This window comes from Streptomyces sp. ME19-01-6 (assembly GCF_033793745.1).
Taxonomy (GTDB): domain Bacteria; phylum Actinomycetota; class Actinomycetes; order Streptomycetales; family Streptomycetaceae; genus Streptomyces.
Window position 1 is genome coordinate 622,804 of record NZ_JARAXF010000002.1, and the last position, 20,930, is coordinate 643,733.

Below are 20,930 nucleotides of genomic sequence, written 5' to 3' on the forward strand. Positions count from 1 at the left end.
ACCGGCCGCTGAGGAAGGCCCTTGAAAAGAAGGCCCTTGATGAGTACAGGCCGGCAGCCGGCTGTCGAGGAGAGCGCGTGATCATGCCGTACAGCGACAGCGTGGCCCTCGCCCTGGGCCTGGCCCGGATCGAGGCCCGCGCCGGGCGTGCACCTCACGTGGAGCCGGAGCACCTGCTGTTGGGCCTGGCCAAGCTGTGCCGCGAGGACCTGCGGGAGGTGCTCGGCGCCAGCAGCCTGACCCTGGCACGCCGCGACGCGGTCGAGGCGAGCGCCCGGGCCCTGCGGCACCGGTTCGCCCTCGCCAAGGTGGACCCCCAGACCTTCCGGCGTCGGCTGCGCGCCGCGCTCACCGTCGACGCCCCGTCGCCCCCGCCCGCCGTGCCGCGGCGCAGCCGGACGGCGCGGTGGGTGTTCACCAGGGCCGGGGAGCTGGCCGGGGGCGGGACGGCCCGGGCGGTCGATCTGCTGCGGGCGGTGCTCGAGCTGCCGCTGCCGACGGCGGCCCGGGTGTTGCGGGAGCTGGAGGTCGAGGATGCGCGGGCCGCGTTCTTCCCCAGCGATCAGGGGCGGGCCGCCGCGGTCGTACGTGACCACGAAGCGCCCCGGCCCGACCCCGAGCCCGACCGGCCGGCCGAAGCGCCCCGGCCGGACCCCGCCCCCAAGCCGCCCGCCGAGGCCCTCCGCCGCGCTCCGCATCCGACGCCCGTCCTCGACAAGTACGGCCGCGACCTGACCGGACTCGCCCGCTTGGGCACGTTGCCGCAACTGATCGGCCGACACGCGGAGTTGCGCACTCTGGCCCGCGTCCTCGTCCGGCAGCGCAAGGCCAACGCGGTCCTGGTCGGGCATGCGGGGGTCGGCAAGACCAACATCGTGGAGGGCCTGGCCGCCCGACTGACCGAGCCGGGGGCGCCCGCCGAGCTGGCCGGGGCCCGGGTGGTGGAGCTGTCCATGGCGGCGCTGCTCGCCGGGGCCGCGTACCGGGGAGAGTTCGAGGAGCGCCTCCAAGCGGTACTGAAGGAGGCCCGGCAGGCGCCGGAGCTGATTCTCTTCATCGACGAGGTGCACACCGTGCTCGGCGCGGGCGGCAAGGGCGCCAGCGATGCGGCGAACATCCTCAAACCCGCCTTGGCACGCGGTGACGTGAGGTGCCTCGGGGCGACGACCCCGGGTGAGTACCGGCGCTCCATCGAGTCGGATCCGGCGCTGCAGCGCCGCTTCGAGGTGGTCTGGGTCGACGAGCCCGGCCGGGACGAGGCCGTGGCGATCCTGGAGAAGCTGCGCGAGTCGATGGCCACGCACCACGGGGTGGAGATCGACGCGGACGTACCGGAGGCGGCCGTCGACCTGACCGTGCGGCATCTGCCCGAACTGCGGCTGCCCGACAAGGCGATCGACATGCTCGACCAGGCGTGCGCGGCCGCCCGCATCGCCACCCTCAGTCCCGGCCCGGTACCGCGCGGCCCCGTCCGGGTGCGGCCCGGCGACATCGCCGCCGCCGTGGCCGCGCGTGCCCGGCTGCCGATCGAGCGGATCACGGCGGGCGAGGCGGAGCGGCTGCTCGGCATGGAGGAGGGGCTGCGCCGCCGCGTCACCGGCCAGGACCATGCCGTGCGCGTGGTCGCCGACGCGGTGCGCACCGCACGGTCCGGCCTCGGGGATCCACGGCGGCCCGTCGGGGTGTTCCTGTTCGCCGGGCCGACCGGCACGGGCAAGACCGAACTGGCCAAGGCCCTCGCGGAGTTCCTCTTCGACGACGAACGGCGCCTGATCCGTATCGACATGTCCGAGTACCAGGAGCGCCACTCCGTGTCCCGGCTGCTCGGCGCGCCACCCGGCTACCTCGGGCACGACCGCGAGGGCCAGCTCAGCGGGCCGCTGCGGGACCATCCGCACAGCGTGGTCCTCTTCGACGAGGTGGAGAAGGCGCACCCGGAGGTCCTGGACATCTTTCTGCAGATCTTCGACGAGGGCCGGCTCACCGACGCACGCGGGCGGCAGGTCTCCTTCACCGAGTCGATCGTCATCCTCACCTCCAACCTCGGCGCACGGCAGGACGCCGAGGCCTCGGGGCCCCGCCGGCTGCTCGGCTTCGCCCCGCCGGAGCGCCCCGACTCCCCCGCCGCGGCCGGGCAGTCGGCGGCCGAGCGGATCCACGCCGCGCTCGCCCGGGAGCTGCGGCCCGAACTCCTCGGCCGCATCGGGCAGGTCGTGGTCTTCGAGCCGCTCGACGAGGCGGCGCTGCGCCGGATCCTGGACAAGGTGCTCGACCGGGTCCGGGCCCGGCTCGCCGACCGGAGCATCACGATCGAGCCCACCGAGGGCGCGTACGACCTGCTGCTCGCCCGCGCCGCGGGGGCACGCTCGGGTGCCCGCGCGCTGGAGCAGGCAGTCGAGCGGCTGCTCGTCCAGCCGTTGGGGCGCGCCCTGCTGGCCGGACGGTTCGGCGACGGCGCGGCGGTCCGGATCGACACCGTCGATGGAGCCCTCCACTTCACCGGCACCGAACCTGGTTCCGCCGGCCCATCCGGACCCGGCTCCGGCACCGACCCCCGCCCGGAAAGGCAGGACACCGCACGATGACGCCCCCGGCCACCGTCACCCTGTCCCTCGTCAAGGGCCGGCTCGATCCGGCGCGGTACGTGTTCGACGAGCGCACCACCTGTGTGCTCGGCCGCAGCACGGACTGTTCGCCGCGCCTGCCCAACGACGAGCACCACCGCACGGTCTCCCGGCACCACTGTCTCCTGGACATCAATCCACCGGACATCCGCATCCGCGACTTCGGCAGCATGAACGGCACCTTCGTCAACGGCCGGAAGATCGGCCAGCGGGAGAAGGGCCAGACGCCCGAGGAGGGCGCGGCCGTCCAGTACCCCGAGCACGACCTGGGCGACGGCGACGAGATCCGGCTCGGAAACACGGTGTTCCGCGTCGGGATCAGCGCACCGCGCACGCTGAGGCTCGCGCACTGCGCGAAGTGCGGGCGTGAAGCGGGGTCCGAGATGTCCGGCCGGTCCGGCGAATTCCTGTGCTCCGGCTGCCGGTCGGAGCCGTCCGCTGTGGCCCGGCTGCTGCTCGACCTGGCCCGGAGCGGGCGCCCCGACCTGGCCCCGATCGCCGGTTACGAGTTGCTGCGGGAGTTGGGCCGGGGCGGGATGGGCGCCGTGTATCTGGCCCGGCGCGGGTCGAGCGGCGAGCAGGTGGCGCTGAAGGTCATGCTGCCGAAGGTCGCGGCCGACGCCGACGCACGGGTGCGCTTTCTGCGCGAGGCGGAGCTCACCGGGGCCCTGCGGCACCCGAACATCGCCGCCCTGTACGACTCGGGCTTCGCCGACGGCACCTTCTACTTCACCACCGAGTTCTGCACCGGCGGCAGCCTGGACCAGCTGCTCCGGCAGCGGCACGGCCGGCTGCCCGCGGCGCAGGCCGTCCGTATCGCCGTACAGGTCCTCGAAGGCCTGGACCACGCCCACGGCAAGAGCGTGGTGCACCGCGATCTGACCCCGTCCAACGTCCTGCTGCAGGAGAACCTCGACGGCTCCACGACGGCCAAGGTCGCCGACTTCGGCATCGCCAAAGCCTTCGACCGGGCCGGTCTCAGCGGCCTGACCCGTACCGGAGCAACCGCGGGCAAACCGCACTTCATGCCCCGCCAGCAGGTCATCAACTTCAAGAAGGCCGCACCGGCCGTGGACGTGTGGGCGCTCGCCGCCTGTCTCTACCACGCGCTGACCGGCCACACGCCGCGGGACTTCCCGCGCGACAAGGACCCGTGGCAGACCGTCCTGCAGTCGCCGGCCGTGCCGATCCGGCAACGCGACCCACTCATCGAGCGGCGGCTGGCCGAGGTCATCGACCGGGCCCTGACCGAGCGGCCCGCCATCGGCTTCCAGAGCGCGGACGAGCTGCGTCGCGCCCTGCTGCCGCACGCCGGCTGACCGGGCCGTGCCGCGGGCGACGTAGCGGCGTACATGAACGACGTAGCGGAGAGAGGGCGGGACTGTGAGACAGTGGCGGATCGGTGAGGTGATCGACGGCCGGTACGAGGTCACCCGCGTGCACGAGCAGGGCGCGATGGGCCTGGTCCACCGGGTACGGCACCTGCGCTGGGACACCGATCTGGCCGTCAAGAGCCCACGCGCCGACGTATTCCAGGGCGCGGCCGGCCGGGCGCGGTTCGTCGCCGAGGCCGAGGCGTGGGTGTCGCTGGGGCTGCATCCGCATGTCTGCGGCTGCTTCTACGTCCGCACGCTGGACGGTGTGCCGCGGGTATTCGCGGAGTACGTCGACGGGGGCAGCCTGCGCGACTGGATCGTGGACCGGCGCCTGTACGAAGGCGGACCGCTCGCGGTCCTGGCCCGCGTTCTCGACCTCGCCGTGCAGGCCGCGCGCGGCCTGGAACACGCGCATGGCAAGGGCCTGGTGCACCAGGATGTGAAGCCCGCCAACATCCTGGTCGGCGACGGCATCGCCAAGGTCACCGACTTCGGGCTGGCCCGCGCCGGGGCCGGCCTGCCGGGGGCCACGCCGAGCGTCGCGCCGGGGGCGAGCCTCCTGGTCACCAACGGGGGCCTGACCCCGGCCTATGCGTCCCCGGAGCAGGCGATGGGGCGGCCGGTCGGGCGGCGCAGCGACATCTTCAGCCTCGCCGTGTCGGTCCTCGAGATGTTCGTCGGCGAGATCACCTGGGCCGCGGGGCCGATCGCCGGGGAGTCTCTCGCCGGGCTGCGCGAGGACGGCGAGTGCGCGGTCCCGCTGCCGGGCCCGGTCGCCGACCTGCTCGCCCGCTGCCTGGCCATGGAGCCCGCCGACCGGCCCGGCTCGATGGCCGAGGTGGCGGGCGGCCTCTCGGGCCTGTACGAGCAGTTGACCGGCGCACCGTATCCGCGCCCGGCGCCGGTCGCCGCCGAACTGCGCGCCGACGAACTCAACAACCGCGCCCTGTCCCTGCTCGACCTGGGCCGGGCCCCGGAGGCCGAGGCCGCGTTCGCGCAGGCCGCGGCCGCCGATCCGCATCATCCGGCGGCCACGTACAACGCGGGTCTGCTGCGCTGGCGGAGCGGCGAGCTCACTGACGAGCAGCTGGTCGCCGCCCTGGAAGCGGCGCACGAGACCGCGGACGGCAGCTCCCCCACCGACGCATCCACCGCCCGCTACCTTCTGGCCCAAGTCCAGCTGGAGCGCGGTGACGTGACCGCGGCCCGCGCTCTGCTCGAAGAGCTCGAGGACGAGCAGCCCGGCGACCCGGACGTCGGCCGGGCCCTGCACACCATCACGGCGGGCCGGGTGACCGACGCGCGGGACCTCAGCACACGCGAAGTGCCCTGGCAGACCTTCCCCTTCGCCCGTATGACCGAACGGGACCGGGTCGGCAAGGTGATCCGGATCCGCCTCGGCCAGGACGGGGCGGCGGCGCTCACCGGCAGCTGGGACGGCAGCGTACGACTGTGGGAGTTGTCGAGCGGGGCCTGCGTGCGCACGATCCGCGCGCACGACGGGCCGGTGCGCTCGGTGGACCTGAGCCGGGACGGGCGGACCGCGGTGTCCTTCGGCGCGGACCACGCCCTGCGGTTCTGGAACCTGGCCGACGGCACCTGCCGCTACGAGACCCGGATCGCCCCCACCCCCCGGGGCGGGACCGGGCTGACGGACGTACGCCTGACACCCGGCGGACGGGCCGTGGTGTGCGGCACGCCCGAGGGAGCGGTGGTCGGGCTGGACATGACCGGGGGCACGCTGAAGACCTCCAACCCGTCGGGCCGGACGGACGAGCCCATGTACGCGGTCGAAGTCAGCCCGGACGGCCGCCACGCCCTGGCGGGCGGAACCAGCGGCACCCTGCATCTGGTGGATCTCGCCGACGGCACCTCGCGCCAACTGCGCGGCGGGGACCGCTCATTCGTGAGGTCGCTGTGGATCAGCGCCGACGGCAGGCGGGCGCTGAGCGGGCACAGCCGCTCGATCCACCTGTGGGACCTGGAGTCCGGCACGTGCCTGCGCACGCTCAAGGCACCGCTGCACGGTGTCGAATCCCTGGCCATGAGCGCGGACGGCCGCTACGCGCTGTCCGGCGCGCAGGACTTCGCCGTGCGCTACTGGGACCTGACCACGGGCCGCTGCGTGCGCACCTTCCGCGGGCACCGCGGAACGGTCAGCCGGGTATGGCTCTCCCCCGATGGATGCCACGGCGTCTCCGCCGCGCAGGACAACACAGTGACCTCCTGGGAGCTGCCCGGCCGCTACACCGCGCCGCCCCAGCTCAGCCGCCCGCTCCCGCCCACCGAGCTGAACGCCCTCGGCGGGCAGGTCGACGCCCTGGTCGGCGAGGCCGACCAGGCCCTGGCCGCCGGCGACTTGCCGCGCGCCCTGGACCGGCTCACACGGGCCCGCTCGACCCCGGGCTACGAGCGCGCGCCCCACGTACTCGCCGGCTGGTGGCGCCTGCATCGGCGGGCCACCCGGGTGAGGCCGCGCTCGGGCTGGCTCGCCCGCGAACTGACCGGGCACACCGCCTACGTCACCCGGCTCGACCTGTCCGCCGACGGCAGGCTCGCCGCGTCCGCCGGCGCCGACCGCACGATTCGGCTGTGGGACCTCGAAAGCGGGGCCTGCACCGGCATATTGGAGGGTCACGCCCACCTGGTGGAGGAGATCAGCCTCAGCCCGGACGGACAACGCCTGCTGTCCCTGGGCCGCGACCGCAGGGCCCGCCTGTGGGACGTCACCGACGGCGCCTGCCTGCGCGAGCTCGACCCGGACGCGTACGGCTCCGCGATCCGTCTCCTGCCGGACGGCCGGCACGCCCTGATCGGCGGCCGTGGCCGCCAGTTGCGGCTGTGGGACCTGGAGGCGGACCGGCAGGTGCGCGCCCTGGAGGGCTTCGACCTGTCCATCAACGCGGTGGGGACGTCCGCCGATGGCCGCCTCGCCGTCTCGGGCGGTGACGACAAGGCGGTCCGCCTGTGGGACCTCGACAGCGGCCGCTGCCTGCGCACCATGACCGGCCACGCCCGTGCGGTGATGTCGGTGTGGCTGAGCCCCGACGGCCGGCACGCCCTGTCCGGCGGCGACCACCGGGAGCGCACCGTTCGCCTGTGGGACACCACGACCGGCGCCTGCCTGGGGACCTTCGCGACCTACACGTCGTCCGGCGCCCGCCTCATCGCCCACAGCCCCTTCGTGGTGTGCGACAAGTCGGGCGGCGTCGAGATCTGGGACGCCCACACCGGGCAGGGCGCGCTGCGCCTCGACGTGAAGGGACAGGGAATCGCGGCGGTCACGCCGACGCCCGACGGGCGTCATGTGCTCTCCGGGGACTTCGACGGGACGGTACGGGTGTGGGAGCTCGACTGGGAGCTGTCCGTCGGTGATCATCCGCAAGGCCCGGCGTCGGCCGCGGGGCACCGGCCTGGGTGAGGCGGTCGGTCGCCGCGGGATCCTCCCGGTGTGCTTACCGTTGGATGGGGTACGGACAGGGGTTCTTCATCCGCCCGTCCGCGGGGCGGGCGTGGCGTGCCGGAGTGCGTGGGCTTCGGCGAGGAGCAGGTAGCCGCTGGCGGTCCAGGTGTAGGCGCGGTCACGCAGGCCGGTTCCGGTGAGGGCGTCGAAGTTCTCCGCGAAGCCGTGGGTCTCGCACAGGGTCCGGAAGCGGGCGCTGATCTCGTCCGCGAGGTTCTGGTGACCGCTGCGGCGCAGGCCGTCCTCGATGAGGACGACGGCGGGGGCCCAGACGGGGCCGCGCCAGTAGCCGTCGGAGAGGTAGTGCGGCGAGCTGGGCAGTTCGGTCGCGAGCCCGTACGGCGTCAGGTGCGCCTCGATGCGGTCGGCCAGCGCGGCGGCGACGTGCTGCGGCAGGTGCTCGCCCAGCGCGATCGGCATCAGGTCCAGCAGGCTGGAGCTGCTCCAGGTGTCCCCGCTGTGCGCTCCGCGGGCGACGAAGTGGTCCCCCTTCCACAGGTGGCCGAGCATCGCGGCCAAAGTCGCGTCCGCGGTCCGCGTCCACCGGCGGGCGTCGTCCGGCCGCCCCAGCTCTTCGGCCAGGCCGGCGAGTTCGCGCAGTTGGAGGACCAGGAATCCGGCGAGGTCGGCGGTGGCGACCACTCGTTCCGGGTCGAAGGTCGTGGCGTTGTCCCAGCCGCTGTCATTGCCGTGCTGGTAGTGGGGAAGGGCGCTGCCGGGCGCTCGTCGCGCGGTGAGCCAGAACTCGGTCCAGCGTGCCAGCCGGTCGTACGTCCGGGCCAGCTCCGCCGGGTCGAGCGGTTCGGGCAGGCGTCGGCGCAGGTGGCCCAGAGCCCAGCCGTGGATGGGGGGTTTGACGTAGTTGTAGAGGATCTCGGAGTGGCAGACGGAGTCGGGCAGGGCTCCGCTCTCGTCCTGGTGGTCGAAGGGCAGGCAGAACTGGTCCCAGGCCGCCGCGGGCAGTCCGGAGGCCATTGCCAGAGCGTTGAAGCAGTGGTCCCAGCTCCAGACCTTGTCCATCCAGTGCTTGGACATCAGCACGGCAGGCCGGGTGACGAAGCCCGCGGGGTTCACCGTCGCGGACCACAGGACGTAGGCCGCCAGTTCGGCGGCCGGGGTGTCGGCCGAGCGCCACGGGGCGATCGTGTCGGTGAAGGCCGCGAAGGCGTTCTGTGCGGCGGCCACGACCTGCTCGAAGGACGTCCGCGCGGTGTAGGGGCGGCGTGCGCTGTCCAGTTCCTCGACAGCGGCCTCCCAGACCCCGCCGTTCTCCGCCGCGATGGCCAGACCGCGATCCGCGCTGCCGAGGTCCTGGGCGCCGAACACACCGACCGCGCCGGCGGACAGTGTGGTGATCCGGTAGCGGCGGCCGGTCTCGTACGAGGTGAAGACGTACGCCCCGTCCACCGGGTCACGGAAGAAGTAGGCGCCGGTGAAGGGGGTCAGGGTCTGCTCGGCGGCACAGATACGCAGGCCGAGCCCCTCACCGCGCAGCCGTATGGTGTCCGGTGACTCGTAGGCGAGGTCGATACGCGCGCCCTCGCTGATCCAGCTGAGCAGTCCCGGTGTCGCCTCGACGCGGGTCTCGGCGCGGGCGCCCGTCCCGGCATCGAGGGGGACGAACCGCAGCACGGGGTGCATACCGTTCTGGTGCGAAACCAGGTGGAGGTCGTCGGCATAGGTCTTCTGCGCCACTACGGGCGAGATGCCGAACCAGGATCCGTGCACACTGAACGGAATATCGTGGACGGAGAAGGCCGGGCCGGAGGGGGCGGCGGTCATGAGCGTTACTCGTTTCTTCAGCGGTGGCGGGTCGGCGGCATGCCGGACGGCTGTGGCGGCGTACCGGTCGATGGTGTGCGGCGTACCGGCGGGAGCCTCCCGACGGGCGGGGGACAGATTGCCGGGGAAGGTCAGTCCTTGACGGCGCCGGCGGTCACGCCGGCGGCGACGTACCGCTGGGCGAGGACGAGGATGACCGCGGCGGGCAGCGAGGCCACGACGGCGGTGGCCATGATGGCGTTCCACTCCTGGTTGTTGTTGCCGATGTAGTGGTAGATGCCGAGGGTGATCGGCTTGTGTGTGCCGCCTCCCGCGAGGGTGCTGGCGAAGACGAAGTCGGACCAGGACCACAGGAAGGCGAACAGGGACACCGTGACGACGGCGTTGCGGCTCATCGGCAGGACGATCGACCAGAAGGTGCGCGCCGGTCCGGCGCCGTCGGTCTTCGCGGCCTGGAGCAGTTCGCCGGGGATGCCGGACATGAACGCGGTGAAGATGAGCACCCCGAAGGGGACGGCCAGGGTGGAGTCGGCGACGATCAGACCGGGCACGGACTGGAGGAGGCCGAGCTGGAGGTAGATGGCGTAGAAGCCCATCGCCATGATGATGCCGGGGATCATCTGGGCGGCCAGGAGAAGGAAGCTCAGTACGCCGCCGCCGCGCGGGCGCAGCTTGGCCAGCGCGTAGCCGGCGGGCGCCGACAGGGCCACGGTCAGTACGACGGTGCCCAGGCCGATGACGAGGCTGGTGCCGAGGTAGGGCAACTGCTCGTCGAGGACCCTGCGGTAGCCGGCCAGCGTGCCGTGGACGGGGAACAGGTCCGGTGGACTCTTGCGCATGTCCTGGTCGCGGGTGAAGGACACGTTCAGCATCCAGTAGACCGGGAAGAGCATGATCCCGGTCAGCAGGAGGCCGATCGTCGTCTTTCCCCACGTGCGCTTGGAGCTTCGCATCATGTCAGCGCCTGCTTTCTCTGGACGCGGACGTAGACCAGGCCGAAGACCAGGGCGGCGACCACGAGCAGGTTGCCGACGGCCGCACCCGGGCCGAAGGCGGGCAGCAGGTTGCCGAAGCCGAGCTGGTAGGACCAGGTGGCGAAGGTCGTGGATGATTCCGCTGGGCCTCCCTTGGTCATGATCCAGATGATGTCGAAGACCTTGAGCGTGTAGACCAGCCCCAGCAGCAGGGTGATCGCGGACACCGGGCGCAGCAGCGGGAAGGTGATGCTCCAGAACCGGCGCCAGGCGCCCGCCCCGTCGAGGGCGGCGGCCTCGTACAGGCCGGCCGGGATGGACTGCAGGCCGCTGTGGAGCACGACCAGGTTGAACGGGACGCCGATCCAGATGTTCGCGATGATCACCGAGGTGAGCGACCAGGACGGTGACGTCAGCCAGTTCACCGGGTCGATGCCGACGGCGTGCAGCGCGGCGTTCACGACACCGGAGTCGCTGTTGAGCATCCATGACCAAGTGGAGGCCGACACGATCAGCGGCAGCAGCCAGGGCACCAGGAACAGGGCGCGCAGGGTGGCCGAGAGCCGGAAGTGCTGGTGGAAGAAGACCGCGAGGGCCAGGCCGATGGCGTACTGGAAGACCAGGCACACGGCGGTGAACACCACGGTGTGGAACAGGGCGGGGGCGAAGGTCGGGTCGTCGAAGACGGTGCGGTAGTTGGCCAGGCCGGTGAAGGGTGCGTTGCCCTGGACGAAGGAGCGGACGGTGTAGTTCCGCAGGCTGAGGTCGAGGTTGCGGTACAGCGGATAGGCGTAGAAGAGGACGAGGTAGAGGGTGACCGGGGTGAGGAAGGCCCAGGCGGCCCACTGCTGGGAGCTGGGGCGGCGCCGTGTCCGGGGCGGTGTGGTGGGGACCGCCCTGTGGTCGGGCACGGGCCGACGATGCGGCACTTGCGTCGTGTGACTCATCAAAAGGCCCTGGTGTGCGTCACTTGACGGCGGACTGAGCGGCGCTCAGCGCGTCCTTCGGGGACTTCAAGCCGCTCAGGGCGGACTGCATGGCCTTCCACAGCTGCTCCGAAATCCTCGGGTACTTGGTGCCCAGGTCGTCGCTGGTGCGGCCCCGGGCGGCCTTGACCGCGTCCACCCACGGCTTGAGCTCGGGGTTGGCCGCCACCTGCTTGTCCTGGACCTCGGAGGTGGGGGCGACGTAGGAGAGGGTGGTGTCGGTGTCGTACAGGTTCTGGGTGCTGGTCAGGCAGGTCGCGAGCTTCTGCGTGGTGGCGTAGCGGTCGGTCGAGTCCTGGACCGGGATGGTGACGAACTCGCCGCCTGTCGGGGCCGCGGCTTTGTCCCCGTCGACTCCGGGGATGGGCAGGACACCGTAGTCGAAGCCCGCCTTCTTGGCGTTGGCGAGCTGCCAGGTGCCGTTCTCGCTGAACGCGTAGTCGCCGGTGGCGAACTCCTGCCAGCTGGTGGTCTGGGTGTTGTTGAGCACCGAGTTCGGGGCGTAGCCGTTCTTCAGCCAGTCCTTCCACAGGGAGAGGGCGGAAACGGCTTGGGCGGAGTCGAGCTCGGTCAGCTTCGCACCCGAGCCCCAGAACCATGGCAGGAACTGGAAGCTGCCTTCCTCGGTGCCGATCGCCGAGAACGTGATGCCCTTCTTGCCCGCCTTCTTGACCTTCTCAAGCGCCGCCGTCAGCGACTTCCAGTCCTTGACCTGGGCGATGTCGACCCCGGCCTTCTTCAGGACCTTCTTGTTGTAGTAGAGGGCGAGGGTGTTGGCGCCGATCGGGGTGCCGTAGGTCTTGCCGCCCGACTGGCCGGCCGCGAGCAGGTTGGGATCCACCTTCGAGGTGTCGAGCTTGTTGTCGTCGGTGGTGGTGAGTACGCCCGCCTCGGCCAGGGTCGACACCACCGGGTTGTCGACGATGAGGACGTCCGGGGAGTTGCCCTGTTGCGCGGCCAGCAGCGACTTGTTCGCCAGGTCGCTGGTGTCGAAGCCGGTGCGCTTGATCTTCACGCCGGCCTTGGTACCGCACTCGTCCAGCAGCTTCACCCATGTCGAGCCCTTGTCGAACTGGGGATACGGGTCCCAGACGGTGTAGGTGCCGCTGTCAGCTGCTTTCGTCCCGGTGCCTCCCGAGCCGCAGGCGGTGGCACTGGTCGCGACGGCCAGGGCGGTGAGGGCTGCGGCGGTGAGGCGACGCCGCCTGGAGGAGCTGTTCATGGCCGGTTCCTTTGTTTTTGGGATGCGGGTGCCGGGGGCTGGGGGTGGCGAGGAGGGTGCGGGCACGACGAACGGCACTGCTGAGCGGTTCGCGTGTCCGGTGGGCGTGAGGAGGTGATCGTGGGGCGCGGTCAGGGGGTCGTGTCGGGCCCGGCGTCCGCCGCGGGCGTGGCTCCCGAGGGCCCGGTGCTGGCCCGCAGGGAGATGGGCGGTGTGAGGAGATGGTGCCGGGGCGGCGCGTGGGGATGGTCGAGTCGCTCCGCCAGCAGCTCGACGGCGAGCCGGCCCATCTCGGCCGCCGGCACGTCCGCCGCGGTGAGCTGCGGGGTCACCGTCTCCGCCCAGCGGCTGGCCACCACTCCGGTGACGGAGAAGTCGCGCGGTACATGGCGGCCGGCCTGGGCGAGCCCCCGGTAGAGGCCGCCCAGCGCGGCCTCGTTCAGCGTGACCAGGGCCGTGGTGGCGGGATCGTCGTGCAGGATGCGTTGTACGCAGCTCTGGCCCGCCGCGGCGTCGTCCCCGCAGCAGTACGTCCGGACGGTCAGTCCGCGCTCGGCCGCCGCCTTGGTGAAACCGTCCAGGCCGCGGTGCGCGGACTCGTACCCGGACCGCAGCAGCTGCTCGGGACGGTTGACGAAGGCGACCCGGCGGTGACCGAGATCCGCCAGGTGGTGGACGCATGCCTCCACCAGCGCGGTGTGGTCCAGGCTGACCCACCAAACACCCTCAGGACGGGCGGTGCGGCCGATGGTCACGGAGGGGAAGTCCAGAGCGGCCAGATGATCCACCCGGTCGTCCTCCAGTCTGATCTCCATCAGGATCGCCCCGTCGACCCGCCGCTCCCCCAGCAGCCGCTGGAACGACCGGTCACTGTCCACGCCGCTCGGCGACAGCAGCACGTCGTAGTCGTAGGCCGCGGCGGCCTCCACCACACTCCCGATGAAGTCCAGCTGCATCCCCGTGTAGTGGTTCCCGGCCGGCGGGAAGACCAGGCCGAGGGTGCTCGTCCGCCCGTTGGCCAGGGCGCGCGCGCTGGCGCTGGGCCGGTAGTCCAGCTCGTCGACGACCTGCTGGATCTTCCGGCGCGTGTCCTCCGACACCGGGCGCTTACCGCTCAGCGCGTAGGACACGGTGCTCCGCGAGACACCGGCCCGCCGGGCGATCTCACCGATGTTCACGGCGACTCCTTGCTCGAACCGGTTCGACGCTTCCCAGGAGGAGCGCCCGCCGGTTGTGGGGGCGTGGAACGGGAGGAGGGGGCGCCCCGGCCGTCGAACCGGTTCGCGTGAAGCGACGGTAAGAACCGCCCGAGCGCCTGTCAACACCCTGGACATCACTTTCTCGATCCATCCAAAGGCTGGAAATCATGGATGCGTCGTGGGGATTGCTGGCCGGGTTTCGCGGTGCTAGCTTCGCGAACCGGTTCGACGAAGCGATCCTTCCGGCAACCCTGGGCACGCTCCGTGCACCCCCGAGGAGAGGAGCTGCCACCCCGGTCATCGCAGAAGTTCCTGTGGCGCAGGAAATCGAACCGATTCGACTGACCCCAACCCTCGCACTCGCCCCGCTGGGCCGCCTCGTGGACGAGCAGCCGACCGAGGTGGGCCGACCGGAACCGCCTACTCAAGGATTGAGGACGCAATCCATGCCATCCGCTGACAGATCCGCCCGGCGCCGGGCACCGGCCGCCGTGGCGCTGGCTCTCGGCGCGGGCCTGCTGGCCGCACCGGCCGTCCCCGCACAGGCGGCCGAGACACCCCAGCCCGCCGCCCGCTACACCTTCGACCAGGACGACCTCGACTCCGACAAGATCACCGACAGTTCCGGCAACGGCCTGACGGCGAGTTTGGTCAACGGCTCCACCGCCCAGTCCGTCACCGGCACGGGCGGGGGCAAGGCGCTCGCCCTGCCCGGTGGGGCGCCCACCTCCACCGGCGCGTACGTCCGCCTGCCCCGCGAAGTGATCGGTGACGCCAGCAACTTGACGGTCTCAGCCCGGGTGAAGTGGAGCGGCGACACGTCGTCCTGGCAGCGGATCTTCGATCTGGGTACCAACACCACCACGTACCTCTTCGCCACCCCGTCCAACAACAGTGGGCTGCTGCAGACCTCCGTGACCACTGGCGGAGGGGGCGCGGAGACTCAGGTCCGCGGCTACGCACCGCTCCCCGCCGACGAGTGGCGGACCATCACCGTCACCCTCGACACCACCGCCGGCCGGCTCACCACCTACCTCGACGGCGTGGCGGTCTCCTCTGCCGCGACCGGTATCAAGGCCAGCGACCTGTTGGACGGTTCGGCCACGGCCGCCGGCTACATCGGCAAGTCCTTCTACCCGGATCCGCTGCTCAAGGGCACGATCGACGACTTCACCGTATGGCACTCGGCGCTCAGCCCGGAGCAGGTGGCGGACCTGGTCGGGAAGGTGCCTACCCTCCAGGCGCTCTCGAAGACGTCGTTCGGGGTCCGTACGGCGACCGGGACCGCCCCGTCCCTCCCCGCCGCTGTCCGCTCCTCCTTCTCCGACGGATACGACCGCGACACGCCGATCACCTGGGACGCCGTGGCGCCCGACAAGTACGCTGGGCCGGGCACATTCACCGTGGCCGGAACGGCGGCCGGGCGCGCGGTGGAGGCGACCGTCACCGTGGTCCGCGAGGGGCAGCTCACCGTCGACCTCGGCTCGGACACCGGCGCGTTCCACGGCGGCGCCTCCGGCACCCTCTACGGCGTGTACGGACCGGACGTCCCCACCAACAACCTCCTCGAGGGCATGGGCCTGCGCACGGTCTCCACGAAGGCGCAGGACGGCCCACAGCACCCCGGTGCCGACGCTCTGGAGGTGGTCAAGCCGCTGGCCGACTCCACCGACGGCGACGTGTACATCTACATGACCGACATCCACCGCGGCTTCCCGTACGAATGGCCGGGCGACACCCCCGAGGAGAAGCTCAAGCTCTACAAGGAGAAGATCACCAAGCAGGTCGACCAGGTCCTGCACCTGCCGAAGCAGTACCAGGACAACATCGTCTTCGTGCCGTTCAACGAGCCCGAGGGCAACATGTTCGGCACCGGGGAGTGGAGCTACAACAAGGTCAGCTGGCTGAGCGACCCGGACGACTACTTCGCCGCCTGGGACGACGTCTACAAGCTCATCAAAGGCAAGATGCCCAGCGCCCGCATCGCCGGACCCAACACCAGCGTCCTGTACGACCAGGTGAAGGGCTTCCTCACCCACACCCTGGCCGCCGGCACCCTCCCGGACGTCATCACCTGGCACGAGCTGAGCCACCCGGAGGCGGTCCGCGAGAGCGTCGCCAAGTACCGGACGTGGGAGAAGGAACTGTTCAAGGGCACTGCCAAGGAGGGCACCCAGCTTCCGATCAACATCAACGAGTACGCCTTCAACTACCACACCTCCGTCCCCGGCCAGATGATCCAGTGGGTGTCCGCGATCGAGGAGTCCAAGGTGGACGCCGACATCGCGTACTGGAACATCGACGGCAACCTCTCCGACTCCGCCGTCCAGTCGAACCGCGCCAACGGCCAGTGGTGGCTGCTGCACACCTACGCCTCGATGAGCGGGCACACGGTCAAAGTGGCCCCGCCGTTCCCCGGCGAGAACTACACCATGCAGGGCGTCGCCACCCTGGACGAGAAGAAGCGGCAGGCCCGTCTGCTCTTCGGCGGGTCCACGGGCAAGGGCCACATCACCTTCGCCGATGTCCCGAAGAAGCTCTTCGGGAACCGTGTGCACGCCTGGGTGCGGGAGATCGAGTGGAGCGGACAGGTGGGCGACTCGTCCGGCCCGAAGCTGCTCACGGAGACGAACCTGAAGGTCGGTGACGACGGCAAGGTCGTCGTCGACTTCGGCGAGGGCGGGCTGCCGAAGCTGGAGGAGTCCTCGGCGTACGAGATCGTCCTCAGTCCGGCCGGAAAGGCGAAGGACACGCAGTCCACGCCCGTGCGCTGGCAGGCTTCGTACGAGGCGGAGGACGCCGCCCACACCGGGTCCGGCTACTCGAAGAACGGCCCGGAGGGCTCGCCGCGCGACGTGTCGAAGTTCTACACCTCCGGCGGCTACGACGTGGGCGGTCTGCGCACCGGCTCGGACGTCACGCTCGACTTCACCGTGGACGTACCCGAGGACGGCACCTACGACCTGGACGTCTTCGCCAACTCCCTCAACACCTTCGACAAGGTGAAGGAGCAGGGACCCACCAACGTCTTCCTGCGCGTGGACGGCAAGGCGGACGGCGAGCGGGAGCTGTACCTGCCGCTCGGCTACAAGTGGGTGGTGTGGGACCACACGGACACCAAGGTCCGCCTCACCAAGGGCAAGCACACCCTGACGCTCGCCGCGAAGAGCCTCGACGGCAAGCGCGCCACCAAGGGCGACGCCATCGTCGACCGCCTCACCCTCTCCCTCCCCGGGCCTTCCGCCGCCACCCAGGTGTACGAAGGCGAACTGGCCTGGCCGGGCGGCGGCGCACGGCCCGTCTACGACCTGCCCAAGCAGGCCGGAACCCCCGCCACCGGCTCAGGCGCGATCCAGCTCCCGAAGAACGGGACCGCCACCTTCTGGGTCTACTCCCCCGCCGACCGCGAGGCCACCCTCAAGGTCGACACCCTCGGCGGAGCGGACGCCCGGCTCTCCGTCAACGGACACAACGTCCTGCGCCTGTCCAAGGGCAGGCACAGCGTCGCGGTCTCCCTCTCCGGCGGCATCAACAAGGTGACACTGACCGGAGGCTCGTCCGCCACCCTCGTCGACCGCCTCACGGTCACGCCCACCGAGGGCACGCTCACGGCGCGCACGTACGAGGCCCAGGACGCCAAGCTCGCGGGCTCGGCCACGCTCACCCCGCTCTCCCTGGCAACCGACGGCACGGCGATCAGCGGCATCGGCGGCGACCCAGGCAACGGCAACACCGCGACCTTCACCGTGAACGCCGACCGGGCCGGCCTGAACGCGCTGCGCATCCGCTACTCCAACCCCGAGCAGTCCGCAGCCACCCACTACAACCCCGACCCACTCGCCCGCCACGCCGACATCACCGTGGGCGGCGGCGAGTCGCGGCGCGTGACCTTCCCCCACAGCTTCCACCAGAACAACTTCTGGGAGCTGACCGTCCCGGTCCACCTCGAGAAGGGGCAGAACACCATCACCTTCCGCTCCGAGGAACTGCCGAACTTCGACGGCACCAGCTACGCCTCGGACACCTTCCCCGGGGTGCTGCTCCGCTCCCGCTACGCACCGCTGATCGACCGGATCACCGTCGCGCCGTACGCACAGGAGGTGCGATGAGGTGATCATCACCGGCGGCGATGTGCCGCGCGCAGAGGTCGGGTAGCGGCCGCATCGCGTTCCACGCCCCGTCCGGCAGGCGCGCGTCCACTCAAGCCGTCGGTGCCGCGAAGGCACAGCGCCCGGGTCCGCCATGGTCGGCGGCCCCGGGCGCTGTGCTGTTCGAACCGGGCGCCGGGCTGGTCGACGACTGTGAATCTTGGACTGCCACGGAAACGTCACAGAGGCGGAAGACGAGACGCCGTCGCTACGCTCCCAGTCGTAAAGGTCTCAGTTCCATGCCTGAGGAGGCGGGACCTGGATTAACGGGACTGAGTATGCATACTTGTGCACTGAGTACCGACCGGCCGACCGGCGCCAGCGGAGAGCAGTACTGGACCACTGCGAGGGGACATGCGGTGAGCTTGAGAATCGTTGTCACTGTGAAGTACGTGCCCGACGCCACTGGCGACCGGCATTTCGCCGATGACCTGACCGTCGACCGGGACGACGTGGACGGTCTGCTCTCCGAGCTGGACGAGTACGCGGTCGAGCAGGCCCTTCAGATCTCCGAAAGCCGGCGGCAGGACGGGGACGACGACGTGGACATCACCGTGCTGACGGTGGGCCCGGAGGACGCCAAGGACGCGCTGCGCAAGGCGTTGTCCATGGGCGCCGACAAGGCCATCCACATCGAGGACGACGACCTGCACGGCACGGACGCGATCGGCACCTCGCTGGTGTTGGCCAAGGCGATCGAGAAGGCCGGCTTCGACCTGGTGGTCTCGGGCATGGCCTCCACCGACGGCACCACCGGTGTGGTCCCGGCGCTGCTGGCCGAGCGGCTGGGTGTCCCGCAGGTGACCCTGCTGTCCGAGGTGTCGGTGGAGGACGGCACGGTCAAGGGCCGCCGCGACGGAGATGCCGCCTCCGAGCAGCTGGAGGCCTCGCTGCCGGCGGTGGTGTCCGTGACCGACCAGTCGGGTGAGGCGCGGTATCCGTCCTTCAAGGGGATCATGGCCGCCAAGAAGAAGCCGGTGACCTCCTGGGACCTGTCCGACCTCGACATCGAGGCCGAGGAGGTCGGCCTGGAGGGTGCCTGGACCAAGGTCGACTCCGCGGCCGAGCGTCCGGCCCGGACGGCGGGCACGATCGTCAAGGACGAGGGCGACGGCGGCAAGCAGCTCGCCGCCTTTCTCGCGGAGCGCAAATTTATCTGATGCAGCCTCGCGGGCCAGAAGTGCGTCTGAACCATTAGGAGTTGCTGTCCCATGGCTGAAGTCCTCGTCTACGTCGACCACGTGGACGGTGCCGTCCGCAAGCCCACCCTCGAGCTGCTGGCCCTCGCCCGCCGCATCGGCGAGCCCGTCGCCGTCGCTCTCGGCTCGGGTACCGAGAACACCGCCGCCGCGCTCGCCGAGCACGGCGCGGTGAAGGTCCTCACCCACGACGCGTCCGAGTACGCCGACTACCTCGTCGTACCGAAGGTGGACGCCCTGCAGGCCGCCGTCGCGGCCGTCTCCCCGGCCGCCGTGCTCATCCCGTCCTCCGCCGAGGGCAAGGAGATCGCCGCCCGTCTGGCGCTGCGCATCGGCTCCGGCATCATCACCGACGCCGTCGACCTCGAGGCCGGCGACGAGGGCCCGGTGGCCACCCAGTCGGTGTTCGCCGCGTCCTTCACCACCGCCTCCCGCGTCTCCAAGGGCACCCCCGTCATCACCGTCAAGGCCAACAGCGCGGCAGTCGAGGCCGCCCCGGCCGCAGGCAGTGTCGAGGCCCTCGCGGTGACCTTCTCCGCCGGGGCCACCGGCACGAAGGTCACCGGCCGCACGGCCCGTGAGTCGACCGGCCGCCCGGAGCTGACCGAGGCCGCGATCGTCGTCTCCGGTGGCCGTGGTGTGGGCGGCACGGAGAACTTCGCGATCATCGAGGCCCTCGCCGACTCCCTCGGCGCGGCCGTCGGTGCCTCCCGCGCCGCGGTGGACGCGGGCTGGTACCCGCACACCAACCAGGTCGGCCAGACCGGCAAGAGCGTCTCCCCGCAGCTGTACATCGCGAGCGGCATCTCCGGCGCCATCCAGCACCGTGCCGGTATGCAGACCTCGAAGACGATCGTGGCCGTCAACAAGGACGCCGAGGCCCCGATCTTCGACCTGGTCGACTTCGGCGTCGTCGGCGACCTGTTCAACGTCGTCCCGCAGCTCACCGAGGAGATCAAGACCCGCAAGGGCTGAGCTCCTGGCCGCCTCGCCAAGTCTCCACGAGCCATAGTGGGGCGTTGGGCGATCGCCTCCGAGCACAAGTCCGGTGGCCCGACTGCGCCTGGAACCGGAGGACCTGACCGCAGGCGGCACGGCGAGGGCGGAGGAGCGCCAGGCCCCAGGGCCGGAGGGCGCGCCGGACAGCAGCACGGTCGTGGTGTCGGTCGAGTACCGCCTGGCCCCGGAGCACCCCGGCCCCGTGTCGGCTGCCCCGAGTCGCGTGCCCCATCCCCGAGCGCGTGGCCCGGTCCGCCCTTTCACCGTCCCGTCCACACCCCAGCAGGGAGCACGAACCCATGCGCATCGTCCTGATCGGCCCGCCCGGAGCAGGCAAGGGAACCCAGGCCCGGCTGCTCGCCGAGCGCCTGTCCATCCCGGCGATCTCCACCGGCGACCTGTTCCGCACCCACGTCGCCCAGGGGACCCTCCTGGGCCGCGAAGCCCGGAAGTACATGGACGCCGGCGCCCTCGTACCCGACGAGGTGACGACGACAATGACGGCCGAACGCCTCGCCGAGAGCGACACCGACTCCGGGTTCCTCCTCGACGGCTTCCCCCGCACCGTCCGCCAGGCCGAACTGCTCCGCGAGACCCTGGCGACCCAGGGCGCTGACCTGGACCGCGTGCTCGCTTTCGACGTGCCGGACGACGACGTCGTACGACGCCTGACCGCCCGACGCGTCTGCGGCGAGTGCGGGCTCGTACAACACACCGACCACGTCGGCAGTGGCAAGCCGAGCTCGTGCGGCGGCTGCGGTGGCACCCTCCAACGGCGCGACGACGACCGGGAGGAGACCGTACGCAAACGCCTGACCGTCCACACCGAGCAGACCGTACCCCTGCTCGACTGGTACACCACCCAAGGACTGCTGACCCGGGTGAACGCCACAGGCCAGGTCGAGCAGGTGACCCAGAGGGCACTCGCCGCCGTCATGCGCGGCTCGGCCGATTGATC

At 71.1% G+C, this 20,930-nt stretch carries 12 protein-coding genes; 7 read left to right on the top strand and 5 right to left on the bottom strand.

Features of this window, described 5'->3' with window-relative positions:
* The first annotated feature begins 83 nt into the window (after positions 1-83).
* From PV419_RS06185 to PV419_RS06195, 3 genes are all read left to right on the top strand, one after another.
* On the top strand, positions 84-2,585 hold the full coding sequence (locus PV419_RS06185) for an ATP-dependent Clp protease ATP-binding subunit (protein WP_319686747.1): 2,502 nt from the start codon (positions 84-86) through the stop codon (positions 2,583-2,585).
* Positions 2,582-3,943, top strand: a complete 1,362-nt coding sequence (locus tag PV419_RS06190; RefSeq protein WP_319686643.1) for a protein kinase domain-containing protein — start codon at positions 2,582-2,584, stop codon at positions 3,941-3,943. Before PV419_RS06185 ends, PV419_RS06190 begins: the two co-directional genes overlap by 4 nt.
* A 64-nt stretch (positions 3,944-4,007) precedes the next feature.
* Positions 4,008-7,421 (top strand): WD40 repeat domain-containing serine/threonine protein kinase, encoded by a 3,414-nt coding sequence (locus PV419_RS06195; RefSeq protein WP_319686644.1) that lies wholly within the window; start codon positions 4,008-4,010, stop codon positions 7,419-7,421.
* A gap of 66 nt (positions 7,422-7,487) precedes the next feature.
* Here the strand turns inward: PV419_RS06195 and PV419_RS06200 are convergent, their stop codons facing one another.
* The 5 genes from PV419_RS06200 to PV419_RS06220 form a co-directional block, all read right to left on the bottom strand.
* Positions 7,488-9,245 (bottom strand): amylo-alpha-1,6-glucosidase, encoded by a 1,758-nt coding sequence (locus PV419_RS06200; protein ID WP_319686645.1) that lies wholly within the window; start codon positions 9,243-9,245, stop codon positions 7,488-7,490.
* 131 nt (positions 9,246-9,376) lie between these two features.
* Positions 9,377-10,201, bottom strand: coding sequence for a carbohydrate ABC transporter permease (locus PV419_RS06205; protein ID WP_319686646.1), 825 nt, complete (start codon positions 10,199-10,201; stop codon positions 9,377-9,379).
* Positions 10,198-11,166 (bottom strand): sugar ABC transporter permease, encoded by a 969-nt coding sequence (locus tag PV419_RS06210; RefSeq protein WP_319686648.1) that lies wholly within the window; start codon positions 11,164-11,166, stop codon positions 10,198-10,200. Before PV419_RS06210 ends, PV419_RS06205 begins: the two co-directional genes overlap by 4 nt.
* Before the next feature lie 19 nt (positions 11,167-11,185).
* Positions 11,186-12,427: a sugar ABC transporter substrate-binding protein gene (locus tag PV419_RS06215; RefSeq protein WP_319686649.1), complete on the bottom strand. Its 1,242-nt coding sequence runs from the start codon at positions 12,425-12,427 to the stop codon at positions 11,186-11,188.
* Positions 12,428-12,558: 131 nt separating this feature from the next.
* On the bottom strand, positions 12,559-13,605 hold the full coding sequence (locus PV419_RS06220; protein WP_319686650.1) for a LacI family DNA-binding transcriptional regulator: 1,047 nt from the start codon (positions 13,603-13,605) through the stop codon (positions 12,559-12,561).
* Between the two features lie 467 nt (positions 13,606-14,072).
* Here PV419_RS06220 and PV419_RS06225 point away from each other — a divergent pair, with 467 nt between their 5' ends.
* The 4 genes from PV419_RS06225 (at position 14,073) to PV419_RS06240 (ending at position 20,928) form a co-directional block, all read left to right on the top strand.
* Entirely contained in the window at positions 14,073-17,735 is a 3,663-nt protein-coding gene (locus PV419_RS06225; RefSeq protein WP_319686651.1) for a LamG-like jellyroll fold domain-containing protein, read from the top strand.
* A 398-nt stretch (positions 17,736-18,133) separates the two neighbouring features.
* Entirely contained in the window at positions 18,134-18,934 is an 801-nt protein-coding gene (locus PV419_RS06230) for an electron transfer flavoprotein subunit beta/FixA family protein (RefSeq protein WP_319686652.1), read from the top strand.
* Positions 18,935-18,985: 51 nt separating this feature from the next.
* Entirely contained in the window at positions 18,986-19,948 is a 963-nt protein-coding gene (locus PV419_RS06235; protein WP_319686653.1) for an electron transfer flavoprotein subunit alpha/FixB family protein, read from the top strand.
* A gap of 323 nt (positions 19,949-20,271) precedes the next feature.
* Positions 20,272-20,928 (top strand): adenylate kinase, encoded by a 657-nt coding sequence (locus PV419_RS06240; protein WP_319686654.1) that lies wholly within the window; start codon positions 20,272-20,274, stop codon positions 20,926-20,928.
* The last annotated feature ends 2 nt before the right edge of the window (positions 20,929-20,930 follow it).